General features: G+C 44.0%; 15 protein-coding genes. 9 read left to right on the top strand and 6 right to left on the bottom strand.

The window, feature by feature from the left end; translation table 11 throughout:
* Positions 1-32: 32 nt before the first annotated feature.
* On the bottom strand, positions 33-311 hold the full coding sequence (locus AC1XUF_RS15390; RefSeq protein WP_483342697.1) for a hypothetical protein: 279 nt from the start codon (positions 309-311) through the stop codon (positions 33-35).
* Positions 312-574: 263 nt separating this feature from the next.
* Here AC1XUF_RS15390 and AC1XUF_RS15385 point away from each other — a divergent pair, with 263 nt between their 5' ends.
* Positions 575-1,558, top strand: coding sequence for a DUF1259 domain-containing protein (locus AC1XUF_RS15385; protein ID WP_483342696.1), 984 nt, complete (start codon positions 575-577; stop codon positions 1,556-1,558).
* Entirely contained in the window at positions 1,558-2,739 is a 1,182-nt protein-coding gene (locus tag AC1XUF_RS15380) for a chromate transporter (RefSeq protein ID WP_483342695.1), read from the top strand. The genes AC1XUF_RS15385 and AC1XUF_RS15380 overlap by 1 nt, the downstream gene beginning before the upstream one ends.
* Positions 2,740-2,806: 67 nt before the next feature.
* Here the strand turns inward: AC1XUF_RS15380 and AC1XUF_RS15375 are convergent, their stop codons facing one another.
* Together AC1XUF_RS15375 and AC1XUF_RS15370 are read right to left on the bottom strand one after the other, a co-directional pair.
* On the bottom strand, positions 2,807-5,275 hold the full coding sequence (locus AC1XUF_RS15375) for a TonB-dependent receptor domain-containing protein (protein ID WP_483342694.1): 2,469 nt from the start codon (positions 5,273-5,275) through the stop codon (positions 2,807-2,809).
* Positions 5,276-5,372: 97 nt separating this feature from the next.
* A complete protein-coding gene (locus AC1XUF_RS15370; protein ID WP_483342693.1) occupies positions 5,373-6,131 on the bottom strand; it encodes an AraC family transcriptional regulator in 759 nt (252 codons plus the stop codon).
* 330 nt (positions 6,132-6,461) lie between these two features.
* On the opposite strand from AC1XUF_RS15370, the gene AC1XUF_RS15365 reads away from it, so the two are divergent.
* The 3 genes from AC1XUF_RS15365 (at position 6,462) to AC1XUF_RS15355 (ending at position 8,341) form a co-directional block, all read left to right on the top strand.
* The gene (locus AC1XUF_RS15365) at positions 6,462-7,289 is read left to right on the top strand and encodes a helix-turn-helix domain-containing protein (protein ID WP_483342692.1); all 828 of its coding nucleotides are present in this window, start codon (positions 6,462-6,464) and stop codon (positions 7,287-7,289) included.
* A gap of 72 nt (positions 7,290-7,361) precedes the next feature.
* Positions 7,362-7,910 carry a DUF5655 domain-containing protein gene (locus AC1XUF_RS15360; RefSeq protein ID WP_483342691.1) on the top strand — a complete coding sequence of 183 codons (549 nt, stop codon included), beginning with the start codon at positions 7,362-7,364 and terminating at the stop codon, positions 7,908-7,910.
* Positions 7,911-7,924: 14 nt separating this feature from the next.
* A complete protein-coding gene (locus tag AC1XUF_RS15355) occupies positions 7,925-8,341 on the top strand; it encodes an LIC_13387 family protein (RefSeq protein ID WP_483342690.1) in 417 nt (138 codons plus the stop codon).
* A 395-nt stretch (positions 8,342-8,736) separates the two neighbouring features.
* On the opposite strand, the gene AC1XUF_RS15350 is transcribed toward AC1XUF_RS15355, so the two are convergent.
* On the bottom strand, positions 8,737-9,201 hold the full coding sequence (locus AC1XUF_RS15350; RefSeq protein WP_483342689.1) for a hypothetical protein: 465 nt from the start codon (positions 9,199-9,201) through the stop codon (positions 8,737-8,739).
* Between the two features lie 628 nt (positions 9,202-9,829).
* On the opposite strand from AC1XUF_RS15350, the gene AC1XUF_RS15345 reads away from it, so the two are divergent.
* Positions 9,830-12,193: a TonB-dependent receptor domain-containing protein gene (locus AC1XUF_RS15345; protein WP_483342688.1), complete on the top strand. Its 2,364-nt coding sequence runs from the start codon at positions 9,830-9,832 to the stop codon at positions 12,191-12,193.
* Between the two features lie 475 nt (positions 12,194-12,668).
* On the opposite strand, the gene AC1XUF_RS15340 is transcribed toward AC1XUF_RS15345, so the two are convergent.
* Positions 12,669-13,076 (bottom strand): hypothetical protein, encoded by a 408-nt coding sequence (locus AC1XUF_RS15340; protein WP_483342687.1) that lies wholly within the window; start codon positions 13,074-13,076, stop codon positions 12,669-12,671.
* Between the two features lie 73 nt (positions 13,077-13,149).
* Entirely contained in the window at positions 13,150-14,406 is a 1,257-nt protein-coding gene (locus AC1XUF_RS15335) for a hypothetical protein (protein ID WP_483342686.1), read from the bottom strand.
* A gap of 637 nt (positions 14,407-15,043) precedes the next feature.
* Here AC1XUF_RS15335 and AC1XUF_RS15330 point away from each other — a divergent pair.
* From AC1XUF_RS15330 to AC1XUF_RS15320, 3 genes are read left to right on the top strand one after another with little or no spacing between them, the layout of a single operon-like run.
* Positions 15,044-16,078, top strand: a complete 1,035-nt coding sequence (locus AC1XUF_RS15330) for an SDR family oxidoreductase (RefSeq protein WP_483342685.1) — start codon at positions 15,044-15,046, stop codon at positions 16,076-16,078.
* Positions 16,079-16,124: 46 nt separating this feature from the next.
* A complete protein-coding gene (locus AC1XUF_RS15325) occupies positions 16,125-16,925 on the top strand; it encodes a helix-turn-helix domain-containing protein (protein WP_483342684.1) in 801 nt (266 codons plus the stop codon).
* A 30-nt stretch (positions 16,926-16,955) separates the two neighbouring features.
* Complete coding sequence (locus tag AC1XUF_RS15320) at positions 16,956-17,360, top strand: nuclear transport factor 2 family protein (RefSeq protein WP_483342683.1); 405 nt, start codon at positions 16,956-16,958, stop codon at positions 17,358-17,360.
* Positions 17,361-17,654: the final 294 nt, after the last annotated feature.

Raw genomic sequence — 17,654 nt, 5'->3', positions numbered from 1 at the left:
CTGATAGTTTGAAATTGCAAAGGGCCATGTGATCAGCTGGCAGTAGCAGCAAATACATTCCCTTTAAGAATCTGTCGGGCCGCTAAAATTCTGTTCGCTCTTTTTTGACGTTTTACCTCCTGGGCCAGAAGTTTCTCTTCCCTGGAAATCTTCTTTTTGAGAACTGTATTCATATCCTCTACAAGGCCTTTGGCAATTTTGCGTATTTGCTTTTCCAGTTTTCTGGTTTCTTCGCTGGCTTCGTCAATTTTCAGCTCTTCATTAAGTGCTGCTACAAGTTCCTCCACTTTTTCGAGTTTTTCAGCTTTCATGATCTGGATGATGTTTTGAAAATCGCTATTACTGACTGCCCGCAAAGCTAATCCTGGCTATATCCATTTTTGATGATTTTCAACCATTCAGAAACATGACAATGGTCACTTCGCCAGAGAAATCCTATTCCGGCAATTAACCTTCTTCATCATGGAAAACTTTACCAGAAAAGTAATCTCTGTTCAAATCCGTCATTTTCATTCTATCATCTGGCCCTTGCACCCGTTAATATTGCAGCGACAGCAACCACCGGACGATAGATATGAGCAACGACCCATTTTTTTCACGCAGAAACTGGCTCCGCGCAAGCGGATTGATCGGTTCTGCCCAGGTATTAGGCCTGAAAGTTTCACTGGCACATGATCGTCTGGCAAAAACACCAGCACTCACTTCTGAGGAAGTGCGTGCCATTGAAACGGCTATGGGCAAAAAAGGGACTTACAATGAAAGTCAGGCCGTACATACAACCCCGCTACCGAGGAATGATTTGAAGGTAACCGTGAAGGGAGAAGCCGTTCCGATCCCCTTTGGCTTTGGCGGATGGGCTTCGATCAAAAAAACGCTCGATGGAAAATCTGCCGTTTTAATGAGCGACACCGTGTTGCTGGAAGAAGAAGTAAACCCGCTCATCACAGCAGCACAGGCCAACGGACTCGAAATTGGCGCAATTCATAACCATTTCTTCTACGAGCAGCCACGGGTTTTTTACATGCACCTTCATGGGATGGGAACCCCGCAGGAGCTTGCTGAACAGTTCGCTGCCGCGATTAAGGATACCAGCATTTCGCCAGCCAACCAGCCAGCACCGGCTGTACCACCGGCAGCCACAGGAAAGGAGTTATTCGATACCCCTACTCTGGACGGTGTCGTAAAATACGTCGGCGTTGTGAACGGACCGACATATAAGTACACCGTCGGACGCGACGACCTGACCGTCATCGCGATGGGCGCAGAAATGACCGCCGCAATTGGGCTTAACTCCTGGGCGAGCTTTGCCGGCAATAAAGACAGCGCTCATATTGCCGGAGACATTGCCATGCTGGAACACGAGGTTAATACCGTGATCAAAACACTGCGGGCTAATGACCTGGAAGTGGTCGCACTTCATAATCATATGTTTGGAGAGGATCCCAGGATCATTTTTCTGCACTATTACGGCCGTGGTCCGGCCAGTAAACTCGCTGCAGGGTTTCGGGCAGCCTTGGACGTGCTGGGAAAGAAAAAAGAAATGCATTCAAATCACTGATGGAAACAGATATCCGAAGCAACGCATACAGCCTGGCAGATCTCACAAGATACTTTTTGAAATTGGGCACTTTCGGCTTCGGCGGACCAGTCGCGCTGATTGGCTACATGCACCGCGATCTGGTGGAAGAAAAGAGGTGGCTTAGCGACGACGAATACCGGGAAGGCCTGGCCCTGGCCCAGCTTGCGCCCGGTCCGCTGGCTGCCCAGCTAGGTATCTATCTGGGCCATGTGCATCACGGCGTTTTGGGGGCTACACTTGCCGGACTGGCTTTTGTGCTTCCATCTTTCGTAATGGTTGTATTGCTTGGGATGGCTTACAAGCTCTACGGCGGCCTGCCTTGGATGCAATCTGTTTTTTACGGCATCGGCTCCGCTGTGATCGGCATCGTCACGTTAAGCTGTTACAAACTGACTGTCAAGTCAATCAGCAAGCTGGAATTGGAGGCTTTCAAAAGCAGATGGATTCTGTGGCTCTTCTTTTTGGTCACGGCGGTCGTTACAGCCATTACCCAGCGTGAAGAAGTCTGGCTTTTTATATTATCAGGGTTTATTTATATGATTATCAAGGCGCCTCCAAAGTGGCCAAAACGGGGAAATGCGACGCTTTCCGTAGTACTTCTGGCAGGTACTGGTTTTTGGCAATACGAACCGGCCCAGTTGGTTAAGCTGGGTCTCTTTTTCACCGAGGCGGGAGCATTCGTTTTTGGAAGCGGCCTGGCTATTATTCCTTTTCTTCAGAACGGAGTGGTCAATGAGATGGGATGGCTCAGCGAGCAGCAGTTTCTGGATTCGGTTGCAGTGGCTATGATCACACCCGGGCCAGTCGTGATCACGGTAGGCTTTATCGGATTTCTGGTTTCGGGATTTGCCGGAGCGCTGGTAGCTGCCCTGGGTGTGTTCCTGCCCTGCTTCGTTTTTACGGTTTTACCCGCACCCTATTTTAAAAAAATATCTAAAAACAACAGCATCAAAACCTTTGTTGAGGGCATCACCGCCGCCGTGGTCGGGGCATTGGTTGGGTCGGTATGTGTGATTGCGACCCGCTCGATTGTTGACCTGCCATCGGCTATCATCGCAATGGCCACCATCATGGCTTTGATTTACATCAAAAAGTTGCAGGAACCTTACATCATCCTTGTAGCGGCGATTCTTGGCCTTTGCATCAAAACCTATTTTTGACAGGTACTAAAAATTTCTTCCTCATTCCAATGTTCGGTTACCAGGATAACCACAGGAATGCAATGGGTTAAAACTCTTTCTCACCAAACTCGCTCGATGGCAGTTTGGCTTTTTTAGCTATCTGATTGAGGTTATAACTCAGGTTCAGGAGGAGGATATCAGTCTCCTGGATATAATGGGTCGTTGTAAAAAAGTCTTTTCCAAATGTAGTGATCCGCTGCCTGTTGGAGCCCAACAACCCCAGATCGACATTTTGCCATTGAAATGTCGCCGCAAGTCTGCCCTTTAAAAAGGTCTTTCTGGCCGATGCGTTGGGCGTCACAAAGCGGGAATCTTCCCCTTGCGCGGTGACCCTTTTTGCCAGATAATTAAGTGACACCTGCAGCTGGAATGTCGGGGAAAGCTTGAAGGTTGTATTGGCATTAATAGAGTAGACCCAACTGGCTGTATTGACCACCACTTCATTAAACAGCAACCCTTTGATCTTGTAGTAATATAGATTTCCGCCTGCGTAAACCTGCCACCATTTTGTCAGATTGAGGGAACTTCCCGCTTCCAGCCCCCAGGACTTTGCCAGGCCTGCATTGGTATAAATGCGGTTTAGGATCGTATCATTATAAACACTGTTGACACGGTTCACCACATTTTTAATGCGTTGGTTATAAAGGGTTGCAAACACACTTCCTTCTTTGAAATCCTTTACGATACCGAGCTCGGAAAGGTCGATAAACTCCGGCAAAATGTTTGGATCGCCCGATTCAAGCGTTTCGGAATGTTCGCGTTCGGGAAAGGGGTTAAGTTCACTATTGGTCGCCCGTTGCACACGTTTACTGAATCCGGCTTTGACGCGGAGCGATTGGGCAACCTGATATTGCAAATTGACCGACGGAAAAAGATTGGAGAGGTTCAGATTCCGAGTGTCCTGGTTACCCGCAGTGAAAGCGCGCGCCGCATATTCGTAGCGCAAGCCGCCCATATATTCCAGCTTTCCGGATTTTGCGGCATACTGTCCGTACACCGAATGGATGTGATTAACCACCTGGGTGGCACTGCTGAATTGAGGCACGACGATAAACGACCCGCTTTCCAAATCCCTTTCGAGGTACTGAAAATTTCCCTTTTGAATTTGGTCCCTGTACTGGTAGCCCGTTTCCAGTTTTCCCTTACCTATATTGATGACATAATCTGCCCTAAATCTGAAAGCAGTCAGCGGGTTTTCACTGGGGTTGCGGCTGCTTTGCAGGATTTTATTCCTGCCTGGTTCTTCAAGGTTCACATTGGTGGTGAGCCCATCCATGTCGGCATTTTCAATTAATCCGGAAACGGTAAGCGCCGATTTGTTCCTGAACATATGTACATAGTCCAGGTTACCCAGCGTGATCCTTCCCGATTTGCGCGCGACATTCGAATTGAAGTAAGTGATGCGCCCCATGATTTCTCCATTTGTAAGGTCCGTTTTTGAGTTATTGTAAATAATATCGGCGCGACGCGATTGGGAACGATAGCCGCTGTAAAATCCTGCCGAAAATACATGGCGAGTATTTGGCGTAAAGGAAATGGAGCTTCGCACCGTGTAGTTGGAGCGGACAAAACTTCGCTCGCCGTTGGAGGGGAATGATGTGAACACATTGTTAATTGTCGTATGCACATCACCGGTACGCTGTCCGGCAATATCGTTTCGCAGGTAATTGCCGCTCAGGTTAAAGTCCCACTTCTCCGAATGCATACTGAATGTCGCGTCGGCCCCGAAACGAACCGGTTTTTTCAGATTGCCATATCGATAAAGAGCAGGCAAGCCTCCCTGCACATTGGCAGAAAAAGACCGGCTCCCCGCAATTGCCGTTTTGGTCGTGATATTGATAATACCTGATTTCCCGTCCGGATCAAAACGGGCCGACGGCGAAGTAATTACCTCTACATTTTCAATCGTATTGGCCGGTATCTGGCTCAGCATCGTAGCAGGATCGGTCTGCACCGGCTTCCCATTAATCAAAACTAAAAATCCAGATGACCCGCGCAAGGTCATATCGCCTTCACTGTTGACGGTAACCGACGGTGTATTTTTCAAGACATCGATGGCCGTGCCGCCCTGGCTACTGAACAATTTGTTAGCCCTGTAAACTTGTCGGTCTATTTTATTTTCAAGTATTTGACGGTCCGCTGTGACATCGAGTTCACGAAGTGTCCTTGTGTCCTGCTGCATGATGATCGTCGGAACCTGAATCAGATTTTGGCCGACCTCAAAAGCAGGTAATGAAACTTTTGATTTGCTATATCCAATGTATTGCGCTTGCAGATAATAGTGCCCAACCGCTATATTCTCAAATTGAAATACACCATTTTCACTTGTGAGCAGGCCGGTGACCAAGGTTGAATCCCTACTTTGGAAAAGTGCAACAGAACAGTAAGCCAATGGCTGCCTGGTTTGGCTGTCGGCCACTTTGCCTGTGATGTTTACGGCAGTTTGCGCATGGACTTGTAAAAGAGAAATGAGGACAATGAGGACAATGATGAATGTAAATGGGCAGGCTTTCATGGTGAGTAAATTGCATTTTCTGCCTTTGCAGCAGACTGGCAAATTTAATCCCACTAAAACGATAGACTTTGTACATTAACGCCGATTTCTGGTATATTCAGGAAATTCCCTTCCGGTAAACGCCGGGTAGCACCCCTGTTTGACGTTTGAAGAACTTATTAAAGTGCGAAGCATCAGCAAAACCTAGCTCAAATGCCAGCTCTGTCAGGTTTTGGTGTGAGTATAAAAGCAACCTTTTGGACTCGGCCGTCAACTTTTCATTGATTACAGCCCCGGCAGTCTTTCCGAGAAACTTTCTGCAAACCGCGTTGAGCGTTTTAGAAGTTGTATTCAAGGTAGCCGCATAGAAACTGGTTTCATGATTTGCCCTGAATTCCGCATCCAGCGACAGGAAAAAAGCTTTGAGTAGCGGAGGGAAAGGTAACGCCTGATGGGTACCGGCCTCTCTTTTAAGTAAATTAAAAAGCAAGAGCAGGTAAGTCTGGATCACAGCCTGATAATTGGGCTCGCTTTTGATATACTCCTGCTCAATGCTTTTGAAAATACCGAGGAATGTTTCACTTGACCCTCCAAGATCAAATCCGCTTGCAAAAGGAAGCGGGAAAGTCTGAAAAAGGCTGTCATAAAGGGGATGGTCCAGCAGGAAATCCTTTTGGATCATCGCCACATAACCTTTAGGTATTTCTGTCAGCGCCCAGCTATGGACCTGCCCCGGCAACACCAGATACAAACTTGGTGGCTTTACCGTAAATCGGTTGAAATCAATCTGATGGACACCTGCCCCCTGTTCCAGATAAATGATTTCAAGGTAGTCTTTATGGCCATGGGGATTGGTGGTTTTAATCACCTCTTTCATTCTCTTAATTCTAAAGAGCTCTTTTTCGCTCAATTTGTTTTTAATCGGAATGTCCATCAATAAAACATAATACTTTGTATGTCCGGGCCGTCTTCAATGACCGGAAATTACGACTTAACACCGTCATTTCCGGAGGTTGCTACCGTCTTTGTGACAAAAAAACTTAGGTTCTGCCATATGAACTTTACGCGCAAAGGATTAACACCTGAAAGTTGCGTCCCGGGTATGTGAAATATGCGGGCTGTGCTTGGACCAAATGGCTTGAAAGCGAAGATGGCATTGATCTTAAATAGATAAAGCGATAATTTTCGCAGTTAAACAAGCCATTGCATGAGACTGGTCCATTTCCCCATAAATCCTCCATTAAAAGGTTATATTGAAAAACTCTGGGTTTTTGAAACTTCTGAACCGATTCCCGGTGATGATATGAAATTAGTTGTTCCAAATGGGCTGATCAAAATGGTCATCCCCTACAAGAACGGACTTACCGGAAAAATGGCTGGCTGCCAACACACTTCAAAGGAAAACCAGCTCACACTCATAGGTATTTCCGATATTCCCTCCATTGTAGAAACCGCCTATTTTCAAGGAGCGTCTTCCGGGACGATTGGAGTCGAGTTCAGTCCTGCCGGCGCTTACAGAATTTTCCGTTTATGTTATTCAGACATTAAAAATCAGATCCATGATCTCGGCGACATCATGAGTGGTACAGCGAGGCTGCTGCAGGAGCAGATCACCAATGCGGACCGCATCGAACAAAAAGTGGAAATACTACAGAACTTTTTCACGCGCTGTCTGGCCAACTCTCAACACGACCCCGTTTTTTCATTTTGTGTCAACAGAATAATTGCGTCCCGTGGGACGATCGCCGTGGGACGGCTCGAAAAAGAAACGGGATACAGCAGTCGGTGGCTTAATCTTAAATTCACAGAAAAACTTGGCGTAAGCCCTAAGAACTTCGCTTCTATTATCCGCTTTCAGCAATATTACCAGGCACTGGCAACGGAAAAGGAACATTGTTTTCTTAGCACCGACTTCTACACCTATTATTACGACCAATCCCATTTTATTAAAGATTTCAAAAGATTCACAGGCATGGCGCCCAAGCACCTGACAAACGCCAAAAATGATTTTGGGAAAATTTTCTATAAAGAGTAGCTGCACTTCCGATTTTTACAATAACCCCGCTTTCGGCAATCCGATCTTTACGGTAAAATAACCGAGCAGATTATGATTGAGAAAATGATTGAAAATATGCCTGCTAAAACGGGCCGATCACTTTACGAATGGATCGAAGTACTCCGAAACGAGCGCAGCGGGTTAACCAGACACAGGGAATTGGTCGACTATCTGATGCGCCAGTATGGCCTGGGAATGAACTATGCGGACATCATCGTGCACAAGGCCAACAAGTCCGACTCCGGATCACAGGACGATCGGACCTTGATACTGAAGCAATATGAAGGAAAGGAGTCCCTGAAGCCGCTGTTTGACTTATTGCTGGACAAGATCCTCGCATTTGGCGATGACATACAAGTGGCACCTAAAAACACCTACGTGAGTTTGAGACGAAAAAAGCAATTTGCCTGTCTCAAGCCCGCGACCAAATCCAGATTTGAACTCGAACTGACTATCAAAGACCAGCAACCGGAGGGAAAGCTGGAGATGATCAAGGGCCCGGGTGCCATGTGCACGCACAAAATAAAACTCCAACTACCGGAGCAGGTAGATGAAGAAGTTATAAACTGGGCATTACTTGCTTACAACCGGGCTATATAAATCGAAACCGAAATATGAAACCGAAATTATTGATCCGCGTATCTTCCGGCCTTGTCCTGTTTTTTGCATTGGGCCATTCTGTTGGGCATATTCAAAGAAAGGATACTGATGATCCACTTGAAAGGCAGGTACAGCAAGCGATGTCGGAACACAAATTTGATCTGTTTGGCCAGGCAAGGAGTTATGATCAGACCTACACAGGTATGAGCCTGAACCTAATACTGACCCTCTTAACGATCACCTGCATCCTATGGTTAACTTCAACACTCACCGAGAAACAGCCTGAATTTTGCAGGAAAATATTGATTGTTATCATCTTATGCCTTTTTGGGTTTTCCGCTACGGGATTTCTCTATTTCTTCACGGTACCCGCCATAACCTGCCTCGCTGCGGGCTTGTCAAGCAGCCTGGCCGCAGTGCGTTTGAAATAAAAGTGATTACAACCAGGTCTTTCGTGCCTGATCATATTTAATGAGGCCGCATCCGCATAACTACCAAACCAGCCACTGTGTTAGCTAAAGTCGTGGAGGCAATATATCATATCATCATCTCACGAATCATAACAGGTTAATAAAACGAAAACATTGATTTCCGAGACGACAATTTGAGATCTCTTTTGCCTAAGCGTATGGAGTACGCTGTATTCGCCTACTCGGTTTTATTGAATGGCGAATATTCTTTAAATCTGAACTGTCTGCGACATGGGACAGTTACCGTAGATTGAACATACATATATATGTGAGTTACAAATATCAGATGTTACGTAAAAAAAGCCAGAGCACCTAATTCGTGCCCCAGCTTTCAAATTTTCCAGAAAGGAAATGAACTATCGGTTGCGAAAATATCTAGTTTGCACCGTATCTTTTTTCGCATCATAAGAACCCTCGATTACATTGCTCACAAGAATGGATAAGATTTTGTTCTTATTTTCGATGGTCTTATAGTTTTCACCAGCAATACGCATACTGTAGATTTTTACTCCTACCATCGTTTGCCAGATACCATTTCCGTCGCTTTCATCCCCAATGTAGCCAACGAATTTGAGGTTGTCCCATTTTACTAAGAGTCTTCCATTTCTTCGCACTACTATCGAATCGGAATTACGATAGAACACTTGCATCACCGAGTCTGGAAAAATATAAGTTGTGTTAGCAAGCGTATTGACACTCCTTTCAGCCAGACAGCCGTCACAAGCTATGACGCTAAAGTAAGTTCCCGGTGCAGGGTCGCCGCACGAAAGTAGGCCAAGTATTCCTATCAATCCATATTTAAGAACATCAAAACTCTTCATGTTTAAGGCCTAATATTATAAGTTATATTCAGGCTGGTACCAGCCCGCTTTTTAGTTTCATTTTCCTGTAACCTTTCAGCATTTCGAAAGTTTCCACGATAACAACGTATCAATCTTGTTTAGTCACGGAAAAAATGTATGCTATTCTGTTCTCGCCCATCTTTGGAGCCGGCCGTTTAATGTCCCAAACAATCGCTTCTTCAAAAATTGCATCGCTGGCTGCCCGTATGCAAAAACCATCTAATGTGTCCGAAATACCATGACAAAGGATCGTAAGCTTGTCCATTCAAAGAGTTCAACTATCCATGACCTGCTTACGCATTCGAGTGATTTAGGACTTGCCGCGCGGGGAATCTGATGATTTAGCGCTGGCAGCATCAGTTTTTCTAAACAGGACATTATTCAAAATCTGCGGTACTTAAAACCTGCTTTCTCTTTCGGACCAGATATGACTACGACAACCTCCTTTATGTTGTTGAGGGGTAAGTTATTATCCATCGTGTCCGGAATGCGTTAGGAAAATCTTATTAAGACGCGGATCAGGAAACCATTAGATATGACAAATAAGTGAAGCATCACTTGGCCATATCATGTATTGATCTATCATAATAAATTATTAAAAACTTACATGAGATTATTTGTATTAATTTCTATTTGGTTTATATCAACCAACAGTGGAGCGCTTGTTCTTGCTCAATCATCAAAAATAAAGGGTAAGATTGTTGAAAATGTTAATGAAGCTGCCTTGGACTTTGCGTCTGTCTCATTGATCAGATTGCCCGATTCAGTTACAGTTAGTACACAATTTACCAATGAAAAAGGCGGATATGAATTTAACGATGTGAAACAAGGGAACTACTTCATTATGGCTTCCTTTATCGGTTATGAAAAAGGGAAATCAGCTCCATTTGCTATAGATGCCGCCGATTTAACAATCCCTACCCTAGTGCTTATTGCCAGCACAAATACCCTTAATGAGATTACCGTAAAAGGTAACAAGCCTTTGTTTGAAAGAAAAATAGACCGTATGGTTTTTAACCTATCCAACTCAATTGTAACAAGAGGAACAGATCTGATTCAAGCGCTAGCGTGGGTACCCATGTTAAAGGTTGAGGAAAGCGGAATTTCTATTATTGGCAAGGGTGGTGTCTCGATCATGATTAACGAGAGGATGGTGCAGCTTCGAGGCAACGAGCTTGTCAATTACCTAAAAACATTAAGATCTGATGATATAGAAAAAATTGAAATTATAACCACGCCTCCGGCAAAATATGAGGCCGAGGGAAATGGCGGGCTGATCAACATTATTTTAAGGAAAAACCAGTCCCTGGGCTGGCGAGGCTCATTAGGGACATCTTATTCCCAGAACAACTATCCATCCTATGCTAACAATCTGGCCCTTTTTTTCCGATCAAAAAAACTGAGCAGCTCTTTGACATTTAACCAATCAAAGTATCGCTACATTATCAAGGAATCGTTCAATATAACCGGGCGTCCCAGCGAGATTAGTAGCGATGAGCAACGTTTGGGAACTTCACCCGGTTTACAAACAGGCATAAGTGTGGATTATGAGTTAAACAAACACAATAACATCGGGCTCATTTATAATATTGCAGATAATAAATCGAACACAACATTTAGTAATAGCTATGCCTTTGTAACAGGCAATCGTATCGATTCGGTTTTAAACACAACAGGAAAATTTTCCCGGCCATTATTTACGCAAACACTAAATATATACCACGATTTAAAGCTCGACTCGACTGGAAAGAAATTAAGTAGCTCGATCAACTTTTTCATGAACAGACCTGAAATGAGAAATGATTTTATTTCTGAATCTGAAAATACCTATGCTTCGGTTCAAAATAATAATTTATCAAAGTACAATATCTGGTCTGTTCAATCAGATTTAACATTACCCTACAAATGGGCCAAAATAGAAACAGGTATCAAACTTGCAAATTTTACCAACAATGCTAATGTAGAATACTACAACTATACCGACGAAGGTTTCTTGTTGGATCAAACACGCAGCAATGAATTTAACTATACAGAAAGCAACCTGGCGTCCTATCTGAGCATCGAATCTGAATTGTCAAAAAAGTGGGCAACCAAAGCTGGGCTGCGCTATGAGTATACCTTCATGGACGGTTATTCGCCTACCTTAGATCAGCGTAACAAACGTAATTATGGTGCCCTATTTCCAACGGCCTATATCGTTTACAAAGCCAGTAAGGACCATGTTTTTTCGTTGAATTATTCGAGAAGGATTAACCGGCCAAGCCTAAATTCCTTAAATCCGTTTGCTTATTATACAAATATTTATACCTATAATATCGGGAATCCATTGCTCTTACCATCATACAGCAATAATGCTGAACTTGCCTATCTGTATAAGGGCATGTTTTCCTTTACCGTATTCACACAACATACCAGCGATATAATTTCAAACCTCACAACTGTTGATGGACCGACATTAATTACAAGCAGAGGAAATTTTTTGACTCAGGATAACCTGGGGGCCTATGTATCCGTTAACCGGTCATTATCCAAATGGTGGGACAACAGCATCTACGCCTCTTTTTTCTACGCATCGCCAAAATCTAAAATTGCGGCTCTCAGCGCGCCGAGCGGAACGTCTGCCTCATTTAGTATTAATAATAGTTTCAATGCAACTAGTCTGGTGAGTTTTTATCTGAATTATAATCAAAACCTTCCGTCAACCGATAGAAATGTTTACACTTACAATCAACGTAGTTTAAGAATGGGAGCTAAAATAAAGTTGCTTATGAATAATTTGATCATCAGTCCAGCTTATTTTCTTGGTACCGTAAGCAAATACGATTTTCATTATAGTGAATTTGTACAAACCACAAAAACCGATTATAATTATAATACCTTTACGCTCAACCTGACCTATTCATTCGGCAGATCAAAGGTTTCCGGAAACAACAAGGATATCCGTTTTGATGAGAAAAGACGAGCTCAATAATAAATAATTTTTGCAGTAAACAATAGTTCTCAGGCAGTATTGATCTGGATAGTCCTCATAAAAATTCAATGTATCAATTCCAGCATCCTCGAATCCATTTTCCACGTTTCTGAACAATGTATCGGTCACTGATCTCACAAAACGCCCGAATGTAAGACAATCATACCCTGTTTATCTTGGTATAAATCAGTCAACTGATCGGGAGGTTTTGTGAGGAAATCAAGCAACGGAGCCGTTAATCTCAATGACAATTATACGATTGACATAAATAATGAGTATTGGAGTTTTGTCGAAGATCGTAACAAGAAACTTGGAGATACTCGTTTCAAACGCTACTCATGTGACGAATATGGGATCGATCCGTAGTTTTTTAGATTATGCCTACCAGTTGAAGCATTCACTGCTATGCGGTTATCCACTCGCAATCGCGGCATAGCCGCTTCCTATATCTGGCCGCTGGCTACCTACATCACAGCTATTCCTGATTGTTGAAAGTCCAGACCACGCAACTACTATTAGTGGGGCGGGTTTGAATAAACCGATGGTATATAGAATACAGCTTGCTGCCGTCAGGGCATTTGGAAGCCGCCCTCACAATCAATGTTTTATAATTTCTGATAATGCTATCGGGCACGGCGTATGACTTCGACTTGGTGTTCGCCTGAAATGTCGGGTCACTTCCCGTCCATCCTTTTGCTGCCGAATCTTTTACGGCTATTATTGTCCATTCCAGATCCCATGTAGCATTCTCAATGGTGGCGGTCAACACCAGCCCTTGCCCGGTATTACAGCTCTGGTCGGCTGTGATGCGTGATGGTGCTCCGCACGTATAAGTATTGACTGTGCTGTCGTCACACGAAAAAATAACGGACAATAAAAACATGTATAAGTAGATTGATTTCCCGGATTTCATGAGTTAACATATTTAAGTAAAATTTGACAGCACAGTATTATCATTATATTGCCCAGCCCAGTCCCAATCTTAATGAGCCCTGGCCGGTTTTTGTTATTGCGTTCGTGTGGAGCATATTCCAGCTCCACGAACCATAAAGATCAAAATATACTCTCTGAAAAAGGGTCTTTTGAAATCCTAAAACCGCGCCGGCACCTACATGCTGAAAAGACTTTCTTTCCGCACCAAATGTGGAATTAAAATCAATGAAATCAGCCAACGGGCCAACATACAAACCCGACAGATTATTTCCGCCCAATCCCCTTCTCGTGGCATATTTCTGCAAAAAATAGTACCGTAGTTCCAGTGATGGCTGAATCTGGTAAAGGTTATCTTTAAAATCAGGATAAACAGCGGCGGGAATGATACGGATATTGCGGTAATCCAGGTTCAGCTGGGCATTCACGGAAAGAGGTGACCTTGCCAGCTTCCGTTCATAACCAAAGGCAAGTGACGCTTTTCCTATCCGGGAAGAGATATAAATGTTTGGCCAGAGAATCTTCCATTGCTGATTCAGTTCCTGTTCGCAATGCAGGATTTCGCACAATGGCCGCTGACGGGCTCTTTTCCAATCGCCAAAGGCGCCACCTAGGCTTGTGTGTGTGATTAACGCCATGTCGCTTATCATTTCTGTTGATAAGCCGGCATCGCTGATAAAATAGTTGCTGCTGTACTTTTGGTAATTTAAACCAATGGTAAACTCCGCCCTGCCGTCGTTGAATAATCGCCTTTGAACCCCAAATTCTATCCCCAGGCTTGTTAAGGAATGTGGTTCAAATGTGTACCTGGTGCGTTTGTCGAATGATAATGCAAAAAAGTTTCCGCTGAAATTATTTGCATTTTTTCCTTCCCTTATCCTTTTGTTCATATCGAAATACCACCGCCCCTTGGCAGTTACACCATAGGTTTTGAGGGTTTTCGGGTCGCTGGTCGTCTTGTTTGTAATGCTAAAATCCGCACCAATTGAGAATGCAGGGGAGATTTTAAACTCATACCCTGCTTCGCCAGTGAGAATACCGATCCGGCCCGGACGTAAAAAGATATTACTGACCGGATAGATCCCCGAGCCGTATTTGAACATATGCCTTGTCGGCACCAAAGTCATAAAAACCGCTTCGTACTGGTCGATAAAGTGTTGACTTACAAACGAAGTATCCGCCTCCTCGGAAAATATGACCGGTGTATTATCCTGCGCATATGTGTTTGCCAGGGCAAAAGATAAGATCACAAATAACAAAGCGGATTTCTTTCCCACTGTCATGCCGACGTTTTTGGTTAGAATATTATATATGGATCAAAGAGGGAAACTAAATGAAGAATGGTTGTATGGGCTAAAAAACATAGTTGGAATCAGTCGGCAAAGCTATCATAAATTTAGAGACCGCCTCAGATGAAATGGCCTCAGATTCGGCACTTACATCGCTTCAATTTTAAGAGCATTTTCAGTATTCTCACAAAACCCCACATTCCTGGTACTTAACAGTATGGCGTGTTAGCTCTCCCTTTGAACCAAATTCCGGACGTTTTCTGAGACTGACACCGGTTTTTTGCGACCGCTTACAACAATTGTCAGAGTCGTAAAACCCTCTGAGGGAGAATTCTCACAAAACGCCCGGACGTGAGACGGAGAAACAGCCCTCATTCAATGAGCTCGCGCCAATGACAGCGTAGGTTGTCAGGCAAGACATTCCGCTATTCCTGGCAATAAATTCAATTCTCCATAACAATTAATTCAGGCACATGTACACTGGTCAATTGCCAGCAACTGGGTTTTCTCCAAAACCACATGCTTGATTTTTAAATACAATCATGAACGCCACAACAAACAAAAAATGAACGCCACAACAAAATGCGACTGATAAATAAGGTTGAGATTTGCCCTGTTATTTATCAACCCAATGAAACAAACTATTAACGAGACAGTACTGGTCACCGGAGGATCCGGCTTTGTAGGCAGTTACTGCATCATACAACTTTTGAAAGAGGGGTATACAGTCAAAACGACAATCCGGTCACTGGATAAAACAAATGCCTTGAAGGAAGCATTGTTAGCCGGCAATGCTGAAAACCTGGACAACCTCACTTTTTTTGCTGCCAACCTCACGAGCGACGAAGGCTGGGATGAGGCTTTGGCAGGATGTGATTTTGTTCTTCATGTGGCGTCCCCATTTCCGGCAGGCGGGCCCAAAGACGAGAACGAAATTATAAAGCCGGCCCGGGATGGTGCATTAAGAGTGCTGCGTGGAGCAAAAGCCGCGAAGGTGAAACGGGTGGTACTAACCTCTTCATTTGCAGCCATAGGCTATTCCATTAATCCTGAGAACCATGTGTTTACGGAGGCCGATTGGACCGACCCCAATACAAACTTACCAGCCTACATCAAATCCAAGGCGATTGCGGAGCGTGCTGCCTGGGAATTTATGAAGGAAAATGTCAGCCCCATGGAATTGGTCGTGATCAACCCGGTTGGAGTTTTTGGACCTGTTTTAGGAAAAACTTTCAGCAGCTCCATCGGGCTGATCGTACAGTTACTTTCAGGAAAAATGCCCGGGACACCCCAATTATCGTTCGGCATTGTAGATGTTCGCGATGTAGCGGATATTCATATCAAAGCGATGAAAAATCCGTCGGCAAATGGTCAGCGATTTTTAGCAACTTCGGATGGCGTGATCTCATTTCCGGATATTGCCAGATTGCTGAAAGCTGACAAGAATCTGCCGGTTGACAAAGTGCCGGGTAAAATCCTGCCCAATTGGCTGGTTAAATTCGCCTCATGGTTCAGGCCGGAATTGAAACCGATTGCCCCACAGCTGGGCATTGTGAAAACATTATCAAATGCGAGAGCCAAATCTGTCCTCAACTGGACCCCGCGGCCCAAAGAAATAACGCTTATTGACACCGCAGAGAGTCTTGTAAAATTTAAGGTTGTTTAATGAATACTATAACAGAATTTAGAGGTCAACTTTCGAATTTAGTACAATGATATCACTGGCCGAACCACCTCAAATATTGATCTCCTGTTATTATAAGAAATCAGTGAATGGAGAAGATATTGTTAACCGACATGCATTTGCTTATCAGATTACCGGAACCCTGGCCGTTAAGGATGGAAGGGAAAAAGTGATTTTCCAGCCGGGAGACTTCCGCTTTAATGTTCGCAACAGATTAGCCAAATTTGTGAAGCAGCCTGGCGAAAGTGAGCCTTTCAGATCGCTCTCACTACAATTTGATGAAGAAACTTTAAGGGAGTTTGCGCTCGAAAATCATCTGAGTGCAGAAGTAACGCAGTATGTCCCGCCCTCATTTCAGCTCAAAAAACATCCGCTTCTTCAAAATTTTGTCGATTCATTGCAGCAATCGCTGCCTTATTTCAGCGACGGAAACAATGACCTTGTGAAAATTAAATTGAGGGAAGCTTTAACTGTTTTACTGAAAGTACAACCCGAATTAAAGGACATACTTTTCGACTTTCAAACGCCTGGCAAAATCAACCTCAAAGCTTTTATGGAGAAAAATTTCCGCTTCAATTTAAGCCTGGAACGGTTTGCTAATCTCACAGGCCGAAGCATTTCCACTTTCCAACGCGATTTCCTGAGGGAATTTTCAACTACACCAGCGAAGTGGCTGCAGCAAAAAAGATTAGACGAAGCTTATTATTTATTAAAAGAAGAACACCTCAAAACAACCGATGTATATGCGGAAGTAGGATTTGAAGACCTCTCCCACTTTTCCTTTGTGTTCAAAAAACATTTTGGGGTCAGTCCTTCCGGCATTTCCTGAAAGCAACATTAACATTCAGAAAATAAAGACATGAAAACTGCAAAAGAATTATTATTGGATTACCTGGAAAACATAGGGAACCCTGATTTTCAGATCGAACTTTTCGCCGACGATGCGGTATTTGAGCTGCCTTACCTGGCCAGCCTTGGCATGCCATCCCGGTGGGAAGGGAGGGACGTGTTATACAATTTCTTAAGTAACCTGCCCAAAACATTCCCTGGGTTTAAATTTAAAAATATTCAAATCCATATTGATACACCTGATCAGGCTTTCGGCGAGTACGAAGCAACGGCTGTCATTGCTTCAAATGGCAAAGATTACGCTCAGCACTACATGGGCCGTGTTGTAGCCGAAAATGGCAAAATTAAATTAATCCGCGAAGCTCTGAATATGGTTCCGGTTGTTCGGGACATTAAAGGCATTTCGCTTAACTAAAGATTGTTAAAACCTTCCAGCCCCGTGGTGAAACAAACGAAAGAACTTTGACGATCGAAGGCAATCAGACATTCGCTGAGACGGTCAAAGCTCTTTCGTTCCTAAAAATTTCAGAATTTGAATTGAGCGCACCTAAATATTAGCATTCCAGCTAGAATTATTCAACCATTTGCCTGTCGGATGCCGATACTAGTTTGGATTCGAAGTGAGGATGGTCAACTTCCCGGGAATAAACACTACCGTGTTAACAACTAGTTTAGTAACCAAGCTACATTACTGGTGGTTTAAAAATAA

It is taken from the genome of Dyadobacter sp. HNCC25DJ185 (assembly GCF_056895195.1).
The sequence above is the reverse complement of the archived record's forward strand: the minus strand, read 5'-3'. Positions and strand labels throughout refer to the sequence as shown.